The sequence below is a fragment of the Salinivibrio sp. ML290 genome (assembly GCF_001995695.1).
GTDB classification, from domain to species: Bacteria; Pseudomonadota; Gammaproteobacteria; order Enterobacterales; family Vibrionaceae; genus Salinivibrio; species Salinivibrio siamensis.
The window spans coordinates 124,145-143,552 of record NZ_MUEY01000005.1 but is presented as its reverse complement, the minus strand read 5'-3'; the positions used below and the strand labels follow the sequence as shown (position 1 = coordinate 143,552).

Genomic DNA, 19,408 nt, shown 5'->3' with positions numbered 1-19,408 from the left:
TAAAGGAACTTAATTATATTTATAGTTAATTAATTTAACTAATGAGGCGCAAGGATGGATTATCGAGGAGTAGAAGCGTTAGATGCGGTGATCTCTTGGGGAAGTTTTGAACGCGCGGCGGCGGCCCTGTTCATTACTCAATCTGCGGTCTCTCAACGTATAAAGCAGTTAGAGCGGCAAATCGCCCAGCCTGTAATGGTGCGTGAGCAACCTCCGCGGCCAACGCCGATCGGTCAGCGTCTACTGGGTCTTTATCGACGCGTGCAACTGTTGGAGCAAGAAACCTTGCCTGAGCTGGCACCGGGTATTGATGGGTCAGTCCTGTCGGTCTCCATTGCCACCAACGCGGATAGTTTAGCGACTTGGCTACTTTCGGCCCTCGCGCCACTGACCGCCCATCAAGCGATTGACTTTAATTTATTGGTTGAAGATGAAAGCCGTACGCTCAATAAAATGCGCAGCGGTGAAGCGATTGCGGCGATCAGCACTGACTCCACGCCGATGCATGGCTGTGATTGTCGTTACTTGGGTACCATGGACTACAGTTGTGTGGCTACCCCAGCGTTTGCTCAGCGATACTTTTCTGATGGGATTGATAGAGAGGCGTTAATGGCGGCGCCGGCAGTGATTTTTGATGCACATGACGATATGCATGCGGATTTTCTAGCGGCTCATTATGCCATGCCCGCAGCGGGGTGGCGCCGACATATTGTCCGCTCTTCGGAGGCATTTGTGGCCATGGCATCGCAAAGTATGGCGTATTGTTTGATCCCACGGATTATGGTGTCAGCGCAGTTAGCGGACGGGCGCTTGGTGGATGTGATGCCGGGGAAAGTGGAGTCACGGCATTTGTACTGGCATTTTTGGGCGATGGAAAGTGGTGTGTTAGCGGCGATTACCCATGCTTGTCAGCAAGCGGCGAAACAAGCACTGGTTCAATATTGACACAAAATTGACGTTGATAGGGGAGCTTTTGGTGTTTTTTCGCGTCTGACCTAGCGTTACTTACTATCTATCGCTTGCCTTCTCAAAGGAGAGATTATGCAAAAATTGAAAGCAATGGTATGGCTGACGGGGGCCTTAGTGATGGCACCCGCCGCGATGGCCAATATTGATTTTCCTCACTTGGACATTACCGGTGTCGGGGAAGTGACCGCTGCGCCAGACATGGCGAGCATTGAAGTGGGCGTGGTCACTGAGCGTAAAACGGCGAAAGCTGCGAAAGCCGCATCCGACAAAGCGGTCACGGCGTTTATCAATCGGCTGTCGGCACAAGGGGTAAAGCGCGAACAAATCGAGAGTGCGCATATTCAGCTGTCACCGCGTTATCAACACGCCAAAGACAAAGCGCCTGAGCTGATTGGCTACCGTGCGGAACGCCACGTTACTGTGACACTCAATCAGCTCGATAAATTGAATGCGGTGCTAGATGGTGCCTTAGGCGAGGGGATCAACCGTATTCGCCATGTACAGCTCACCAGCAGTGAGCAGGCCACCTTGAAAGACAAGGCCCGTGAGGCGGCGGTACAAGACGCCAAAGAGAAAGCCGAGGCGCTCGCGAAAAGCCTGGATATGCGTGTTGATGGCGTCTGGCAAATTCGCTATCGATCCAGCAACCCACGTCCTGTGATGATGAATGCCGAACTGCGCAGCGGCAGCGCGGATGTCGCGGCGAGCTACCAAGATGCAACCATGCAGGTGCGTGATCAAGTCGATATTATTTTCCGCCTTGATGACTAGGAGCGTCGTTGGCCAACACGATCAAAAAAGGGCGCTGATGCGCCCTTTTTTACCATTGATTCGCTGTTTGAATCTTATGCCGTTGGATTGATAGGTTTGCCATCGGCATCGGTGGTTTCACTTTCTTGCTTGCCATTACGGCGCGCCAGACGTTGTTCCCAGTAATCGGCATTTTTGATGCCAAGCTTAACCGGATCAAAGGTGTAGGTTTCTACCCCTCTGGCCTGTTGCTCTTCATAATCTTTCAGCGCCTTAAGGGCTGGCTTAGACATAAAGAAGATGATGATGATGCCAACAATGTTTAACCATGCCATCAAACCCACACCGGCATCGCCAAACGCCCATGCCAAGTTCGCACTCCGCACACAGCCGTAGAACACGGCGGACATCAGCACCACTTTCAGTGCAAACATCATACCTGGTACCTTGATAGTGCGACGCAGGTAAGCAATGTTGGTTTCGGCAATGTAGTAGTAGGCCAAAATGGTGGTAAAGGCGAAGAAGAAGAGTGCAAAGGCGATAAAGGGTTTACCTAAGCCAGGCATCGCCGCTTCAATCGCCAGCTGAGTAAACTCAGGGCTGTTTGCCGCGACCGAAGACGCCAAGTTTTGCACGATATAGGCTTCACCTGGACCATGGACGTTGTAAGCGCCGGTGATGATGATCATAAACGCGGTTGCCGAGCAAACTAGCAAGGTATCGATGTAAACCGAGAAGGATTGAACCAGGCCTTGCTGAGCCGGGTGATCCACGTTGGCAGCCGCCGCCGCGTGTGGCCCTGTTCCTTGACCCGCTTCGTTGGAGTAAACACCACGTTTTACCCCCCAACCAATGGCTGCACCCGCACCTGCCATCGGTGTGAAGGCATCGCCGATGATCATAGAAACCACGGCGGGAATTTCACTGATGTTCAATAGGATGATGACAAACGCAATAATGATGTACGCCAGTGCCATGAAAGGCACGACGATTTGCGTAAAGTGGGCAATACGTTTAACACCACCGAAAATGATGAATCCGAGCACGATAGAGATAAAGGCACCGGTAATCACTTTCGAGACTTCAAGCGCACCAAACATGGCGGTATCAACCATGGCGCCAGAGCCAAATGCGGTTTCAACGGCATTACCAATGGCGTTAGATTGCACGCCAGGTAGCATGACACCACAGGCGAGTAAGGTCGCGAGAGCGAAGAGGATGGCATACCATTTTTGTCCCATCGCTTTTTCGATGTAGTAAGCTGGGCCACCACGGAACTCACCATTGTCTTCTTCTTTATAAATCTGTGCCAATGTTGACTCGGTATAGGCGGTTGCCGCACCGAGAAAAGCAACGACCCACATCCAGAAGACCGCGCCTGGGCCACCAAAACCGATAGCGGCGGCGACGCCGGCAATATTACCCGTACCGACACGGCCGGAGAGTGAGACTGCTAAGGCTTGGAAAGAAGAAATCCCTTTGGTTGAGCTTTTCCCTGAAAAGAGGAGTCGCCACATTTCGGTGAAGTGACGGATTTGAACAAAGCGCGTCAGTATGGAATAGAACAGTCCCGCACCCAAACAGGTGTAAATCAGAACCGGGCTCCATATGATGCTATTTAAGAAATCGACAAACGATTGCATAGTGAGTTCCTTCTACTGTGTTTGCATCATGTTTTGTTGTTATCGCGATTAGCATCTTAAACTGATTTGCAGCGCAATTGTTAATATTTTGTGTCATTGCATTGCGCGATGTGTGAATCTGATCGTTTTGTGCTCAACAAAATGGACGTCGATAGCGAAAAAAAGGAGGCCTTTTCGGGCCTCCTTGAGTAATTCCTTATATATCAGCCAGTCAGTGAGGCTGATAGATGTCTAGTTCTATTTGCGTTTTTTGGGCTTTTTGACTTTGCTCGAGTTTTTAACGCTTTGCTTCTTTTTTTTCTTCTTATGCTCTGCTTTTTTATGTTTTGGCTTCAAGCTAGCAATGGTTCGCTCTTTAATCTCTTCATCCATATAGCGCATGATCCTATCCATCATTGGTTGATCATGGGCTTCGACCAGTGAAATGGCAGAGCCTTTTTTGCCCGCACGAGCCGTGCGACCAATACGGTGTAAATAGACGTCAGCCGTGCGTGGGAGATCATAGTTGATCACATGGGTGATATCTGGGACATCAATGCCGCGTGCCGCAACATCAGTGGCCAGCAGTACACTGACTTTTCCTTCACTAAACCGGTTGATCGCATTGTTACGCTTCGCTTGTTGCATTTCACCTTGGATCCAGGCGCAATCCAGTTGTTGTGACTGCATATAATCACGAAGCTCCGCCAAGCGCTCACGTGTTTTAATAAACACAATCGCTCGTTCAGCCTGTTCGCTGACAATCGCCTTTAATAAGGCGCGTTTATGGTCAAGATCATCGCAGCGATGGTACCACTGGGTGATTTTTTTACGCTCGCGGCGTGGTGGTGTGACATCCACCAGCTCAGGGTTATCTAGCAGATCCTCGGTAAAGCCTGCTACCCCGCGGCCTTCTAATGTGGCGGAGAAGAGCATGGTCTGACGGCGGCGCTGGCACTCATCAGAGAGTCGATTGACGGCATTCGCAAACCCCATATCCAGCATCCGGTCTGCCTCATCTAAGATCAGGCATTCAACGGCGCGACAATCGAACCGTTCGGCTTCAATGTACTCCATCAAACGGCCAGGCGTTGCCACCACAATATCCTGTGTTTTACCCAACTGCTCGGCGTGCTCTTGGTATGAAATGCCCCCGGTGATGGTGAAGATCTTAAGACTGGTATTTTTCGCTAATGCGCGCGCTTCATCAGCCACCTGAATGGCTAATTCACGCGTGGGGGTGAGAACCAGTACGCGTCCTGGCCCGGGTTTTTGCCGCGGGAAGTCGAGTAAGTGCTGCAACATGGGCAGCAAAAAAGCCGCCGTTTTGCCGGTTCCCGTTGGGGCGGAGGCAAGGATGTCACGTCCATCCATACCGTGGGGGATAACCTCAGATTGGATCAGCGTAGGGCGCTGATAGCCCATATCGTCAAGTGCACTGAGCAGTTCTGGATCCAGCTCGAGTTCGGCAAAGCTTCGCACAGGTAATTCTCCAAGGATAGTTAAGCGCGGTATTATAGACGCAAATAGTGTAAATGGGCAGCGCGCCCAAGGCCAATGATAGCGAGACGCTGCTCGGTTTGGATTACGAGAGTTTGAGGTAAAACGCGCGTGTCAGATCCGCGAATGCCTGCGTATAAGCGCCATCTCTCTCGCGCACCACGAGCGTATCAGATCTGACTGCGCCCGTCGTTGGCGAGAGTGTGAATAATAAGCGCGAAGGCGATTTATCCGGGGTCGGGCGCACGGATAGCTGCCGGCGTAAGAACAGGCCTTGTCCCTGAGCAGAATGAATAAACGCGTCTGCCTCTTTACTGGGCAAGATAAGATCGGCACAGCCCGTCGGGGTAAGTAACCCTTGCAAGCACGCGATAAGTGCGGGATGGCTCAGGGTATTTGCATGCCTAGCGACCGCGCGCTGTTGATTGCTGGACGGGGCGCCACTGGTAAAGTATGGCGGATTACAAACAATGTGTTGCCATTGTTCCGTGCGCTCAAAAGCGTTGATATCAGCATGGTGTACTTGGATTTGCCGAGCAAAGCATGAGTGTTTCACATTTAGCTCGGCGCAGCGAAACGCGGCCGTATCATACTCAACCGCGGTCAGCGACAAGGATGGAAAACGTTGTGCCAACATCAATGCCAATAAACCGGTTCCCGTTCCGATATCCAAGCTATTACTCGCCGTCCCAGGCTGAGACCACGCGCCCAGTAGTACACCATCCGTACTGACTTTCATGCCACAGTCACCGTGGTCGATAACAAATTGTTTAAAGCGAAATTGGCTCATTTGTCCTGCACTCTGGCAACTTAGCGGCATCAAGGGGTAGCATTTTTTGCTTTTGTGTAACCATGATGTTATCGAGTTTGTTTGTTAAAAAATACCACGGATAACATAATAGCTAGTTTATTGAGCTGATTGTTATTGCTAATGCAGAAGATCACAAGGTTTTTTGTCAATGCCTTTACTGTGGCTATGAACTTCTTCATTATTCTGCGTTCTGCCCATCGTCTGAAACAAAATATTATAATTGAGCGTTTCAGATGGGTGAAACATTATTGATTGCAAACACCCTCTTAAGCTGTAGGTATACATCGTGACTAAGCGTTTAAAATTAGTAGATATTTTAGCGTTAGGTTTTATGACCTTTGCCTTTTTCTTAGGCGCAGGAAATATAATCTTTCCCCCACAAGCTGGCATGTTGGCCGGTGATCACTTTACGGCTGCAATGATCGGATTTTTGATCACTGCCGTCGGTCTTCCTTTAATCGGTATCATTGCGGTTGCGGTGGCAGGCGGAGGCTGGAAGGGCCTAACGCGTGACTTACCCACAGGTGTTGCCACACTAATGGCCGTGCTGATTTTTATCATTATTGGCCCCGCCTTTGCTGCGCCTCGTGCCGGACTTGTCGCCTATGAGATTGGTTTTAAACCCTTTCTATCAGCTCCTGGGCAGCTAGAATTGGGCGCTTTCTCTGTGGTCTTTTTTGCCGTCGCGATGTTTTTCTCTCTTTCTCAAGGCAAGCTGATTGATACCATCGGTAAATTTTTGACACCTTTGCTTTTCGCGGCGCTCGCGATTTTGGCTATCGCGGTGATTGTTAATCCACAAGGCGAAGTGGTGGCCGCGCAAGGTAACTATGTTGAAAACGCACTGACGACTGGCTTTTTGGAAGGTTACAACACCATGGATACCTTTGCGGCGTTAATGTTCGGCATGTTGATTGTCGATGTGATCCGTAAAAAAGGTATCGAAGACAACAAAGCGACCTGCATGTACCTGATTTATGCCGGTATTATTGCCGCCGCTGGACTGGCGTTTGTGTACGTGTCGCTGTTCTACTTGGGCTCAACCGCTAGCGCGGTGGCGCAGGGAACGCAAAATGGTGGCGAAATCATGGCTGCCTACGTGGATGCACTGTTTGGCCCGGTTGGGCAAATGATCCTGGCGGCGATTATCGGTTTAGCGTGTTTGACGACCGTGATTGGGTTGGTGAGTGCGTGTGCTGATTACTTTAGTTCGCTCACATCATGGACGTACCGTCGTTGGGTGGTCGTCGTGGCTACTGTCTGTGCGGTGGTGGCCAATGTGGGTCTCAAGCAGCTGATTGCGATTTCTGTCCCTGTGCTGTTTGCCCTTTATCCTGTCGCGATTGCGCTGATTGGTTTGACGTTTATTCGTCGCTGGTTGCCAAATCCGGCTGTGGGTTATCGCCTTGTGTTGGGCGTGGCATTGCTCTTTAGCTTGCTCGATGCGGCAAAAGTCATGGGCGCTGACATGAGCGACTTTAGCTTCCTACCGCTATTCGATGTCGGTATGGCCTGGCTGCTACCTACATTGGTGGCTATGGGCGTGGCAAAGTTTGTTGGATCACGGGCGAATGCGTTAGCAGACGCATAGTGATATCGACCGCTGCATGATAGCGAACAAAAACCGCGCTGAGAGGCGCGGTTTTTTTGTCTCATTAATTGGCCAGCGCGAGCCGGGATAGGCTCAAAGTAAGGCTTGATACTCGAGTAGCACTTGCTCGCACCAGTTTTGAATCCGCTCGTCACTGAGTTCGTACTCGGAGTCTTCATCAAGGGCGAGACCGACAAATTGCTTGCCATCCTCGGTCACCGCTTTTGAGGCATCAAAACGATAACCTTCGGTGGACCAGTAACCAATAAACTGTGCGCCACAGCCTTGTAGTTGCTGGTGGAGCATGCCCATGGCATCCAAATACCATTCGGCGTATCCTTCTTGGTCGCCCAAGCCAAACAGGGCTATGACTTTGCCGTTTAGTTGGAGGCTATCAATGTCTTGCCAAACCGCTTCCCAATCTTCTTGTAGCTCACCAAAATCCCACGTTGAGATCCCAAGTAGCAGCAAGTCGTAATCTGCCATTTTGGCTAGCGGTGTTTCTTTGACATTATGTAGCTCGACCAAATCATCACCGATAAAGTCACGGATTTTCTCCGCGGCCATTTCGGTATAGCAGGTGGTAGAACCATAAAAAAGACCGATTTTCATAGCGCGACTCGTTTGTGTGTAATGGGCGCAGTTTACCTGCTCACCGGCAATATGATCCAGCAACTGACGGTGACATTTTGTATAATAGCCGCTGACCGTTACCCAGATGATGGGCGGGTTTTTTCGATTAATAACCAAGTGGGTTGAAGGTGACGAATAACATTGAACGCATCGAGCAGTTTTTGGATGCAATGTGGATGGAGCGTGGGCTTTCCGAAAACACGTTGAATTCGTATCGCACAGATTTATTGAAGCTGTGCCATTGGCTCGACACCCGCGCGTTGGTGGCGGTGAGCAAGCAAGACTTACAAGATTACCAATACTGGCTACATGAGCAGGGCTACCAGTCTAGCACTCGCAGCCGTATGGTGTCGGCGTTACGTCGCCTATTCCAATACTTGTATCGACAGAAGTTGCGTCCCGACGATCCCAGTGCCACCCTAATCAGTCCGAAGCAGCCCAAGCGGCTGCCGAAAGATCTGACGGAAGAGCAAATCGATGCACTATTAATGGCACCGAATACCGACGACCCCCTTGAGCTTAGAGATAAAGCCATGTTGGAGCTGTTATATGCGACGGGTTTGCGTGTGACAGAGCTTATCGGGCTGACGATGGAGAATGTGAGCTTGCGCCAAGGTGTGGTGCGGGTGTCCGGTAAAGGTGACAAAGAACGTTTGGTCCCGATGGGAGAGTCGGCCGTGGATTGGCTGGAGCACTATTTGGCGTATAGTCGCCCGGTATTGCTGGGTGAAACCAGTACCGATGTGTTTTTCCCAAGCAAACGCGCCCGTCAAATGACACGGCAAACCTTTTGGCATCGCATCAAGTACTATGCGCAACTGGCGGGGATTGAGACAGAGGATCTCTCGCCCCATGTTTTACGTCATGCGTTTGCGACCCACTTGCTCAATCATGGGGCCGATTTACGCGTGGTGCAGATGTTACTCGGACACAGTGACCTATCGACGACCCAAATCTATACCCATGTGGCGACTGAACGTTTAAAACAGCTGCATCAAACTCATCACCCACGCGGCTAATCGAGAACTGGTGACAACTTCATGATAGAAATAAAAAGACGTACGCCGTCGGTTACGCCGGCATTCAGCGATGCGATTCCGCCGTTACTGCAGCGTTTATACGCCAACCGCGGCTTACAAGCAGACAGCGAGCTCAATCGAAGTGTGGCAGGATTGCATCAATATCAAGCGTTAACGGGGATCGACACCGCGGTGAGCTTGCTGGCTGAGGCGCTAAAGGCTCATCAATCCATCTTGATTGTGGGTGACTTCGACGCCGATGGCGCGACATCGTCAGCACTCTCCGTCAAAGCCTTACGCATGATGGGCGCCACCCGCGTCGATTACCTGGTGCCAAACCGCTTTGACGATGGGTACGGCTTAAGCCCAGAGGTGGTCGATCAAGCCGCTGAGCGGGGAGCAGAGCTTATCATGACCGTGGACAACGGAGTGTCATCGCTGACGGGCGTGGCGCGCGCCAAAGCGTTAGGCATGCAAGTGGTGGTGACTGACCACCACCTCCCAGGAGAAACATTGCCCAATGCCGATGCCATGGTGAATCCTAACCTTGATGACTGTGGTTTTCCGTCGAAGGCACTTGCCGGTGTCGGGGTTGCTTTTTATTTGATGCTGGCGCTGCGCGCGCATTTACGTGACCAAGGGTGGTTTGAGCAGCAGGGACTGACCGTCCCTAACTTAGCCGACTTGCTGGATTTGGTGGCGCTGGGCACGGTCGCCGATGTGGTGGCCTTGGACAGTAACAACCGTATCCTGGTTCACCAGGGCTTACAGCGGATCCGCGCCGGACGTTGCCGTCCAGGGATCCAAGCGTTGATCGAGGTTGCCAATCGCAACATGGCCACGCTTGTCGCTAGTGATTTCGGGTTTGCATTGGGGCCGAGGATCAATGCCGCGGGGCGTTTGGATGACATGGCATTTGGGGTTGAGTTGTTGCTATGCGACAACATTCATGCTGCCAGACGCATGGCGTCTGAGTTGGATGCGCTCAATCAAACCCGCAAAGACATTGAGCAAGGAATGAAGCAAGAAGCCGTGGCTTGGTGTGAGCGCTTGATTGCCGAGCAGTCTGAGCGTGAGTTGCCGGTGGGGCTGGCACTTTTTCAGCGAGATTGGCACCAGGGAGTGATAGGGATCCTCGCCTCGCGCTTAAAAGATCAATTTCACCGCCCTGTGATTGCGTTTGCCGATGGTGGTGATGGACTGATAAAAGGCTCAGCGCGTTCGATTCCAGGTTTGCATATGCGCGATACATTGGATCGGATTGATACCTTAAACCCTGGATTAATTAAAAAGTTTGGCGGCCATGCCATGGCGGCCGGATTGACCATCGACGAAGCACAGTTTGATACGTTCGCCAAGCAGTTTGATAGCCAAGTACGTGAGCAGATCAGTGAGGACGACTTAAAAGGTGTCTTGTTAAGTGATGGTCCCTTACAAAGTCACGAACTGGGGTTAGAGACAGCAGAAATCATTCAAGCAGGCGGTCCTTGGGGGCAAGGCTTCCCTGAGCCGCAGTTCGATGGCATTTTTAAGGTGCTGCAGCAAAAACTGGTGGGCGGAAAACACTTAAAATTGATGGTCGAGCCCGAGGGCGGTGGCACCATGATTGACGCCATTGCCTTTAATGTTGATTTGCGTCGCTGGCCCGATCCCAGCACCAAGACGATACGGCTCGTTTACCGCCTCGATATAAATGAGTTTCGCGGAAACCGTAGCGCTCAGTTGATCATCTCTCACCTTGAAGCCGCTTAAATGTGCGGCTTTTTCCATCACGCCCTGTTTATTGGCGCGACAATTCGCTAAAATTCGGCGGTTAAATTTCCGCTAACAATGAAGATGCTTGACCATGTTTGAGATTAATCCAATCAAAAATCGCCTCGCCGATATCGCCGAACGTACCGATGTCCTTCGGGGGTATCTTTGACTATGATGCCAAGAAAGAGCGTCTAGAAGAAGTTAATGCCGAGTTAGAACAACCGGACGTGTGGAATGAGCCGCAACGTGCGCAAGCGCTAGGGAAAGAGCGCGCCTCACTAGAAGCGGTGGTGGAAACCATTGATCAACTGACTCAAGGCGGCGAAGACGTCAACGAATTGTTGATGCTTGCGGTCGAAGAAGACGATCAAGAAACCTTCGACGAAGTGGAACCTGAGCTGGTGGAGCTTGAAGCCAAGCTAACCAAGCTAGAATTCCGCCGCATGTTTTCTGGTGAGCACGATGCGTCTGATTGCTATATTGACCTGCAAGCTGGGTCAGGCGGTACCGAAGCGCAAGATTGGACCAACATGATGCTCCGCATGTACTTGCGCTGGGCGGATGCGAAAGGCTTTAAAGCCGATGTGATTGAAGTCTCTGAAGGGGATGTGGCTGGATTAAAGTCTGCCACAGTACGCATCACCGGTGAATACGCCTACGGCTGGTTACGTACTGAAACGGGCGTTCATCGTCTTGTGCGTAAATCGCCTTTCGACTCGGGGGGCCGTCGCCATACCTCGTTTGCCTCGGCGTTTGTGTATCCGGAAATCGATGACAACATTGATATCGATATTAATCCATCAGATTTGCGGATTGATGTGTACCGTGCCTCTGGCGCGGGTGGGCAGCACGTTAACACCACCGAGTCAGCGGTTCGGATCACCCACGTGCCGACCAACACTGTGGTGCAGTGCCAAAACGACCGTTCACAGCATAAAAACAAAGATCAAGCGATGAAACAGCTGCGTGCGAAGTTGTTTGAGCTTGAGCTACAAAAGCAAAACGCGGAAAAACAAGCCAACGAAGACGCCAAATCAGATATCGGTTGGGGCAGTCAGATCCGCTCCTACGTATTAGATGATTCGCGCATCAAAGACTTGCGTACCGGTATTGAAAACCGCAACACGCAGGCCGTTCTCGACGGCGACTTGGACAAATTTATTGAAGCCAGCCTCAAATCTGGCCTGTAATGACGAATTAATGTAAAGGGTTTTCTATGACTGACCAGTTACCAGATGAAAATAAGCTGATTGCCGAGCGTCGCGCCAAGCTCACTCACATTCGTGAAAACTGCAAGGCAAACGGCCATCCTAATGATTTCCGTCGTGAGCATCTAGCGGCTGACTTGCAAGCTGAATTTGGCGAGAAAGAAAAAGCGGAACTTGAAACACTTGACCATAAAGTGACCATCGCGGGCCGCATCATGGCTAAACGTGGCCCATTTATGGTGGTGCAAGATGTTTCGGGCCGTATTCAAGCCTATGCGTCAAAAGACGTGCAAAAGGCGTTGAAAGCCGAGTACCAAGGTTTAGATATCGGTGACATCATTGGTGTGCACGGTGCGCTACATAAATCTGGAAAAGGCGATCTGTATGTCAACATGGAGCGCTACCAGCTGCTGACGAAAGCCCTACGTCCGCTACCGGAAAAATTTCATGGGCTGGCCGACCAAGAGCTGCGCTATCGTCAGCGTTATGTCGATCTGATTGTCAACGAAGAGTCGCGTCACGCCTTCCAGGTACGCTCTAATGTGGTCACCGCCATCCGTAATTACATGGTGGAAAAACACTTTATGGAAGTGGAAACGCCGATGATGCACGTCATCCCAGGCGGTGCGACCGCGCGTCCGTTTACCACCCACCATAATGCGCTTGATATCGACATGTACTTACGTGTGGCGCCAGAGCTTTACTTAAAGCGTTTGGTTGTCGGCGGCTTTGAGCGTGTGTTTGAAGTGAACCGTAACTTCCGTAATGAAGGGCTCTCACCGCGTCATAATCCAGAATTCACGATGATGGAATTCTATATGGCGTATGCCGATTATAATGATCTGATGGATCTTACGGAAGACATGCTCTCTCGCGTCGCGCTGGACGTGATGGGGCAGTCTGTGTTGCCTTATGGTGAGCATGAAATTAATTTCGCGGGGCCTTATCCGCGAATGACCATGCTCGATGCTATCAAGCAATATAACCCTGATCATGCTGATATTCAGGCGCTGACGTATGAGACGGTACAAGATCGTGACCACCTTGCCTCGATAGCGAAATCACTCAAGATCAGTGTTGAGTCATTTTGGACGACTGGGCAGTTGCTGGAAGAGATCTTTGGTGAGACGGCTGAACCACAGTTGATTCAGCCAACCTTTATCACCGAATATCCGGCCGATATTTCACCGCTGGCGCGTCGCAATGATGATAACCCGTTTGTGACCGACCGTTTTGAATTCTTCGTCGGTGGGCGTGAAGTGGCAAATGGCTTCTCGGAGCTTAACGACGCAGAAGACCAAGATGAACGTTTCAAAGCTCAGGTCGATGCCAAAGATGCCGGTGATGATGAGGCTATGTACTACGATGCGGATTATATCAACGCACTCGAGCATGGTTTGCCACCGACGGCGGGACAAGGAATTGGTATTGACCGATTGGTGATGTTATTCACCAACACGCATACGATTCGCGATGTGATTTTGTTCCCAGCCATGCGCCCACAGCAAGGCAGTTAACACTGGACAGACCACAGAACAAGCGGCTCATTGAGCCGCTTTTTTTGCGCCTTGCGTCATTGTCTTTTCATAAACCTGCGATATTTTATCTGGCTTTTTCAGATATTTGGCTACAATTATCCGTATTACAACCCATCATATGTCTCTTTATTGAGACAGATTAGAACTTGCCCTTCTTTATAATAGGGGCTTGATTCGCTGGCAAAAAAGACAGACTGGATGTAAGGCAGGTGTTATGGGATTCGATTCGGGGAATGACAAAACCTTGAGCTCACTCGTCGTTGTTGGCGGGACATATGAGCCTTGGTTAGCGACCCTTGAGCAAGCCGGTTGGCATTGTCATCGCTGTTATGATTTGCGAGCTGCACAGTCATTGCTACAAGATATCGGCCCCTGTATAGGTATTGTCGATTTAAGTCATGATGACTTCAGCCTCAATGGGGTGGCGTCACTGGTTAATCGCAACAAACAGGTGCGCTGGTTAGCCTTAGTAAGAGAAAACCAACTTAATAACGAAGCGATCTGCCAGTTTATTGTCAGCTTTTGTATTGATTACTTCACCTCGCCTGTCCCTAACTCGCAATTGATGAGTACCATTGGTCACCAATTGGGTATGTTGCGCCTTGAGCGACAAGTATGGCCGCAACTTGGCGATCATAGCGATATGGGTTTGGAAGGCGCCAGCCCCGCGATGAAAAAGTTGCGTGACCAGGTCAGGCGTGTTGCGCCAACCGACGTGTCTGTATTGATAGCCGGTGAGAGCGGCACAGGTAAGGAGTTGGTGGCGCAAGCGGTTCATCATGCATCAACCCGTGCGAAGGCGCGATTTGAGTCGATTAAATGCTCAGCGCTTGCGGATGAACAAATGCAGCAGGCGTTATTGGGAGACGAGCACTCGCATGGCAAAATTCGTCAATGCCATAAAGGTACCCTCTTTTTTGATGAGATTGGTGATCTGCCGCTGCATCTACAAGGGCACTTATTGCACTTATTGCAAGAGGGCACCTTGGATATCAGTCATGATAAATATGAGCATGACTTGGATGTGCGGGTGATTGCCTCGACCCACATGGATTTGGAAAAACGCGTGGCTGAGGGGCTTTTTCGTGAGGATCTGTATTACCGGTTAAACGTACTGCGCATTAATATGCCTTCATTAAAAGACCGTCAGCCAGATGTGCCTGATTTGGCAGAATATTTTTTGCTTAAGTTTGCACGTCAATACAACACACAGGCGAGGACCTTTTCCGATGAGGCCAAGCGTGTGTTAAGCAGTTACTCGTGGCCGGGTAATGTGCGCGAGCTCATTAATCAGGTGAAACGGGCAGTATTGTTGGCCGATCATCTGGTGATTGAAGCGGAGCACTTAGATCTGCCCCGTCAGGGGGATTATAAACAAAGCTTACGTAAAATCCGTGAAGAGTCTGAACGAGACGCGCTGATCGCCGTCCTTGAAGAAAATAAGGGACAAGTATCGGCCGCGGCCAAAGAGCTCGGTGTGTCACGTGCGACCATGTATCGGCTATTGAACAAACACAACTTGATCCCCTCGCCGCGTACCTTCCGTCAGTAAATCTTTGTACGAGTGACGCTCAGGGCTGGCAGACTCAGCCCTGCTGGGATTGCGTATTTGGGATCGGAAACAGATAGTCGTACAGCCAGTTATAAACAAACGCATATACCAGATAAAATACCACGAGCCCAATATCCATACTGAGTGCTTGCCAAAAGCTCATCGACAGCCACCACATGATAAAGGGGATGGTTGCGACCAGCAGACCGGCTTCAAAGATCACCGCATGCAGCAGACGCAGCGGTAAGGTTTTGATCACTGAGCCCCGCCAAGCCAGCATCGCTTTATCAAAGCCAATGTTGTAGACATAATTCCAAAGGGTGGCAAGCACAGAAAAAATCGCCCCCATGATCCCAAGATGACCGATGCCTGCGCCAAGGATCCAATTGAGCCCTAACACCACTAAGATCAAGCCCGTTAATTCAAAACCGATAGCATGGCGCCATCTATCTGCTTTTGTTCTCATCAGATATTCCGTCGAAGTAAGGTAACCCGGTCAGACTACACCTCATACTCAACAACGCAACCGAGACGTCTCGAGGAAATGGATCATGGTGGTGTTTGGCGGTGAGCGATGAATTCAAAGCTGTACTGGTATAAGCGAAAGTAGTTCACTGTATATTCAAACGGTGTCCCGTCGACAAGCTCGCTGACTGATTCGACCCGCAATATGGGTGAATTTTCACGGGTGTTGAGGAGGGCGGCGAGTGAGGTTGACGTGCTATCTGGCCAGACACATTGGCGACTTTTCGCGATCTGCATCCCCTTATGTCGCTCGATATAGTCGTACTTTGATGTTTGCATCACTTCGATACTGAGATCGGTAAACATGGCCACTGGCAGGTACGTGCACTCAAGGATTTCTGGCTCGCCATCAATCAAACGAAGACGTTGTATTTCATAAATCAACGTCCCTTCCTCCACGTTTAACTTGCTGGCAATGGTGTGGCTGCAAGGTGACGTTTCAAATGCGATCACTTTTGAGCTGGGTGTTTTGCCTTGCGCTGAGACTTCTTCGATAAAGCCCATCAGTTGAAAGGCGTTGTGCTGTGCTTTAGGTGCTTTTACATAACTGCCGCTACCTCGGACACGGTAGAGGAGATCATTATCAACCAACACCTTCATCGCCTTACGTATCGTGACGCGGCTGACGTCATAGGTAGCCTGTAGCGTGGCCTCAGTCGGCATCATCGCGCCTGGTGTCAGGGTGCCATCTTTAATCTGCTCAGTGAGTAAATCGGCTATTTGCATGTAGCGAGGTTTCAACATGTCGGCTCCTTTTAGCTGCATTCCCCATCATAACAAACTGTGATCGATAATACATTTGAAGTACATAAATAGATTTTCATTGTGCCTTCGATCAATAAACGCCCTTTTGTGTATTCTTAAAGTATTATTTATGTAATACATTAAAGATACATATTAAGAGGAGGCACGATGATGAAACCACAAAAGCTCACTATCGTCGGGGGTGGAAGCACCTATACATTGGGGATGATCAATAGCTTGATTGCTGAAAAAGAAGCATTTCCGCTAAGCAAAATCACCTTCTATGACATTGATGAACAAAGACAAGCTTCAAACGCCAAAGCAACAGAAATCTTACTGCGCGAAGCTTATCCCGAGGTCGAGGAGTTCGTTTATACCACTGATAAAGAAACCGCATTTTCAGATGCCGATTTCTTCTTTATTCAGATCCGCACGGGTGGGTTACCGATGCGTGAGCGTGATGAGCAGATTCCACTCTCTTATGGCTGTGTCGGTCAAGAAACCTGTGGCGCGGGGGGCATGGCGTATGGACTACGCTCGATAGGAGACATGATCACTCTCGTGAATGACATCCGTCACTTTGCTCCGGATGCTTGGATTTTAAACTATACCAATCCCGCAGCCATTGTCGCTGAAGCCTTACAGCGAGAGTTTCCTCATGACAACCGCATTCTAAACATCTGCGACATGCCCGCTGCCATTATGGTGAGTTATGCGCAATTACTCGGCTGCGAAATCTGGGACTTGGTGCCGGAATACTTTGGGCTGAATCACTTTGGATGGTTTACCAAGGTACGAAACCGAGAAGGTGTCGACCTGACCGATGAGATTAAACGCATCATTTTGGAAGAGGGGATCAGTGCCGTTGATCCAGAAATTGCTGATGACCCTTCATGGCAAGCAACGTTCAAGAATATGCAAACCATGCTAAAAGACAATCCGCAGTATTTACCCAATACTTACCTGCAATACTACTTATATCCAGAAAAAATGGTGGAAAAAGAAGATATTGCTAATACGCGTGCGCGCCAAGTGATCAATGGGCGAGAAAAGCGGGTGTTTAGCCTGAATGAGCGCATCATTGCCGCGGGCACTACCGCTAATGAGCACCTACACGCAGACATTCATGGGCGCTATATGGTTCGTGTGGCGGCCTCTTTGGCATATAACCGTGGCGAGACGTATCTGGTTATCGTGCCAAACGACGGCGCGATTCCAAATATTCAGAATGATGCCATGGTTGAAGTTCCGGCAGCGTTAACCAATGACGGCCCGAAACGTTTTGCCGTTGGCACCATCCCTACGTTCCAAAAAGCACTGATAGAAGGCCAACTCGGCTACGAAAAGCTGGTCGTGGATGCGTGGTTTAGCGGGGATCGACAAACACTGGTCAACGCGCTCACGCTTAATCGCACCGTCGTGGATGTGCCAAAAGCGCAACAAATCGTCGAGGAGCTTTTACGCGTTAATGCGGACTATCTACCTCAATTTCAACAATAATACTATGCCCCAGACACTATCTGGGGCCAACATATGGGAGCGATCATCATGAAAGATATGATCCAGCGCTTTGGCGCAGCAATGTTTGTCCCTGTGCTCCTCTTTCCTGCGGCCGGTATGTTATTAGGCTTATCGGTGATGCTGCTTAACCAAGATCTCTTTCCTTGGGCAGTGGAAGGAAGTGCATGGGTAAAAGTGTCAACGATCCTACTCCAAGCCTCGTTGGCGGTGTTTAAAAATATGGCGTTAGTGTTTGCGGTCGGGTTACCGATAGCACTAGCAAAATCTGCATCCGGGCGCGCAGTGCTTGCCACACTGGTGTCATACATCACCTTTAATTATGTGATTGGTGGCATTTTACAGTTTTGGGGACCTGAGCTTGGGGTGAACTATGTGGAGGGTGAGCGTGGGCTTACTGATGTGGGCGGTATACTTACTTTGGATACTAACCTATTGGGCGCCATCGTAATTGCTAGCCTCTCCGTTTGGGTTCACAACCGTTTCTTCGACAAAAAACTGCCAAACTGGGCGGCGGTATTTGGTGGCACACCTTTGGTGGTTATTGTGAGTTTCCCCATCATGGTACTCATGGCGATCATCACCTGTTTTACTTGGCCGAGTATTCAGCACGGCATTAATAATTTACAAACCTTTTTAGTCGGTGCGGGATCGTTCGGGGTATGGATGTTCACTTTCCTTGAGCGAATTATGATCCCAACGGGTTTGCATCACTTTGTCTACGGTCCCGTATTCTATGGACCCGTCGCGGTGGATGGCGGCACGGTGGCGCATTGGATTCAAAATATCCAAAACTTTGCTAGCAACCCTGCGCCTTTAACTGAGCAGTTTCCACAAGGTGGCTTGATGTTGACTGGGATGGGGAAAGTCTTTGGCTGTACGGGGATTGCCATGGCCCTTTACGCAACCGCGAAACCAGAAAACAAGAAAATGGTGCTCGGTTTAGTACTCGGTGCGGCATTGACGGCCATTCTTACGGGGATCACTGAGCCGATTGAGTTTACCTTCCTGTTCATCGCGCCGGCATTGTTTGCACTCCACGCGGTACTGGCGGCTACCATGGCAACCATTGCCTATTGGTTTGGTGTCTCAGGCAACTTTCAAACCGGACTTATCGACTTTATTTTTCAAAATTGGCTACCACTAGGCAGCTTGCATGGCACCACATATATTGCACAAGTACTTATCGGTCTGAGTTTTACCGCCATCTACTTTGTGGTATTCCGCGCGTTGATTTTGAAGTTTGATATTCCCACCCCTGGTCGAGGCAGCGCAGAGGCGAAGCTTTATACCAAAGCCGACTATAAGGGCGCGCAACAGAGTGATTCATCGAGCGGTGTGATTGACGGCGGACAAGCGAGCGCGTTTATTGAAGGGTTAGGTGGTAAAGACAACATAGCCCTGCTCACCAATTGTGCCACGCGGTTACGTATCAAGGTACATGAGCCTGAAAAAGTAGCGGAAACGCAATATTTTCAAGAACATGGTGCAGTAAACGTGGTACGTAATGGTGATAGTTTTCAAATTATTGTCGGCTTAACCGTACCACAAGTCCGCGAAGAAATGACGCAACTGACACGGGCTTAAAGACTTTGCTGATTGTTCAGCACTCGAGGCGTCATTGATAAGCAATCATCAACACACATAGCATGATTAGACACATAGCATGATTA

The 19,408-nt window shown here is 50.1% G+C and carries 16 protein-coding genes; 10 read left to right on the top strand and 6 right to left on the bottom strand.

The features are described 5' to 3' along the window. The first annotated feature begins 54 nt into the window (after positions 1-54). Positions 55-945, top strand: a complete 891-nt coding sequence (locus BZG23_RS06690; RefSeq protein WP_077459003.1) for a LysR family transcriptional regulator ArgP — start codon at positions 55-57, stop codon at positions 943-945. Positions 946-1,041: 96 nt separating this feature from the next. After that, a complete protein-coding gene (locus BZG23_RS06685) occupies positions 1,042-1,740 on the top strand; it encodes an oxidative stress defense protein (RefSeq protein WP_152799942.1) in 699 nt (232 codons plus the stop codon). A gap of 74 nt (positions 1,741-1,814) precedes the next feature. Here the strand turns inward: BZG23_RS06685 and BZG23_RS06680 are convergent, their stop codons facing one another. The 3 genes from BZG23_RS06680 to BZG23_RS06670 all read right to left on the bottom strand — a co-directional run bounded on the left by BZG23_RS06680 (position 1,815) and on the right by BZG23_RS06670 (position 5,631). Continuing rightward, the gene (locus BZG23_RS06680; protein ID WP_077459005.1) at positions 1,815-3,362 is read right to left on the bottom strand and encodes an alanine/glycine:cation symporter family protein; all 1,548 of its coding nucleotides are present in this window, start codon (positions 3,360-3,362) and stop codon (positions 1,815-1,817) included. Between the two features lie 237 nt (positions 3,363-3,599). Beyond that, complete coding sequence (gene srmB, locus BZG23_RS06675) at positions 3,600-4,823, bottom strand: ATP-dependent RNA helicase SrmB (protein WP_077606489.1); 1,224 nt, start codon at positions 4,821-4,823, stop codon at positions 3,600-3,602. A gap of 103 nt (positions 4,824-4,926) precedes the next feature. Beyond that, complete coding sequence (locus BZG23_RS06670; protein ID WP_158011362.1) at positions 4,927-5,631, bottom strand: tRNA1(Val) (adenine(37)-N6)-methyltransferase; 705 nt, start codon at positions 5,629-5,631, stop codon at positions 4,927-4,929. Positions 5,632-5,938: 307 nt separating this feature from the next. On the opposite strand from BZG23_RS06670, the gene brnQ reads away from it, so the two are divergent. Continuing rightward, the gene (gene brnQ / locus BZG23_RS06665) at positions 5,939-7,243 is read left to right on the top strand and encodes a branched-chain amino acid transport system II carrier protein (RefSeq protein ID WP_077606487.1); all 1,305 of its coding nucleotides are present in this window, start codon (positions 5,939-5,941) and stop codon (positions 7,241-7,243) included. A 93-nt stretch (positions 7,244-7,336) separates the two neighbouring features. Here brnQ and fldB read toward each other — a convergent pair whose 3' ends face one another. After that, positions 7,337-7,855, bottom strand: a complete 519-nt coding sequence (gene fldB / locus BZG23_RS06660; protein WP_046075079.1) for a flavodoxin FldB — start codon at positions 7,853-7,855, stop codon at positions 7,337-7,339. 149 nt (positions 7,856-8,004) lie between these two features. Here fldB and xerD point away from each other — a divergent pair, with 149 nt between their 5' ends. From xerD to BZG23_RS06635, 5 genes are all read left to right on the top strand, one after another. After that, positions 8,005-8,895 carry a site-specific tyrosine recombinase XerD gene (gene xerD / locus BZG23_RS06655; protein WP_077459008.1) on the top strand — a complete coding sequence of 297 codons (891 nt, stop codon included), beginning with the start codon at positions 8,005-8,007 and terminating at the stop codon, positions 8,893-8,895. 21 nt (positions 8,896-8,916) lie between these two features. Then, on the top strand, positions 8,917-10,647 hold the full coding sequence (gene recJ / locus BZG23_RS06650; protein WP_077606486.1) for a single-stranded-DNA-specific exonuclease RecJ: 1,731 nt from the start codon (positions 8,917-8,919) through the stop codon (positions 10,645-10,647). Positions 10,648-10,741: 94 nt separating this feature from the next. After that, positions 10,742-11,840 (top strand): peptide chain release factor 2 gene (gene prfB / locus BZG23_RS06645; RefSeq protein ID WP_101494515.1). Its coding sequence is split into 2 segments (ribosomal slippage): positions 10,742-10,816 and positions 10,818-11,840, totalling 1,098 coding nucleotides; the frame shifts between segments, so codons are not numbered across the junction. A gap of 26 nt (positions 11,841-11,866) precedes the next feature. After that, positions 11,867-13,375 (top strand): lysine--tRNA ligase, encoded by a 1,509-nt coding sequence (gene lysS, locus BZG23_RS06640; protein WP_046075081.1) that lies wholly within the window; start codon positions 11,867-11,869, stop codon positions 13,373-13,375. 235 nt (positions 13,376-13,610) lie between these two features. Next, positions 13,611-14,948, top strand: a complete 1,338-nt coding sequence (locus tag BZG23_RS06635) for a sigma-54-dependent transcriptional regulator (RefSeq protein WP_046075082.1) — start codon at positions 13,611-13,613, stop codon at positions 14,946-14,948. 34 nt (positions 14,949-14,982) lie between these two features. Here the strand turns inward: BZG23_RS06635 and BZG23_RS06630 are convergent, their stop codons facing one another. Both BZG23_RS06630 and BZG23_RS06625 read right to left on the bottom strand, forming a co-directional pair. Beyond that, entirely contained in the window at positions 14,983-15,414 is a 432-nt protein-coding gene (locus BZG23_RS06630) for a PACE efflux transporter (protein ID WP_077606485.1), read from the bottom strand. Between the two features lie 83 nt (positions 15,415-15,497). Next, on the bottom strand, positions 15,498-16,217 hold the full coding sequence (locus BZG23_RS06625) for a GntR family transcriptional regulator (RefSeq protein ID WP_046075084.1): 720 nt from the start codon (positions 16,215-16,217) through the stop codon (positions 15,498-15,500). A 168-nt stretch (positions 16,218-16,385) separates the two neighbouring features. Between BZG23_RS06625 and BZG23_RS06620 the strand changes: the two genes are divergently transcribed. Both BZG23_RS06620 and BZG23_RS06615 read left to right on the top strand, forming a co-directional pair. Continuing rightward, the gene (locus BZG23_RS06620) at positions 16,386-17,717 is read left to right on the top strand and encodes a 6-phospho-alpha-glucosidase (RefSeq protein ID WP_241837189.1); all 1,332 of its coding nucleotides are present in this window, start codon (positions 16,386-16,388) and stop codon (positions 17,715-17,717) included. A gap of 48 nt (positions 17,718-17,765) precedes the next feature. Next, a complete protein-coding gene (locus tag BZG23_RS06615; RefSeq protein ID WP_046075085.1) occupies positions 17,766-19,322 on the top strand; it encodes an alpha-glucoside-specific PTS transporter subunit IIBC in 1,557 nt (518 codons plus the stop codon). Positions 19,323-19,408 lie beyond the last annotated feature (86 nt).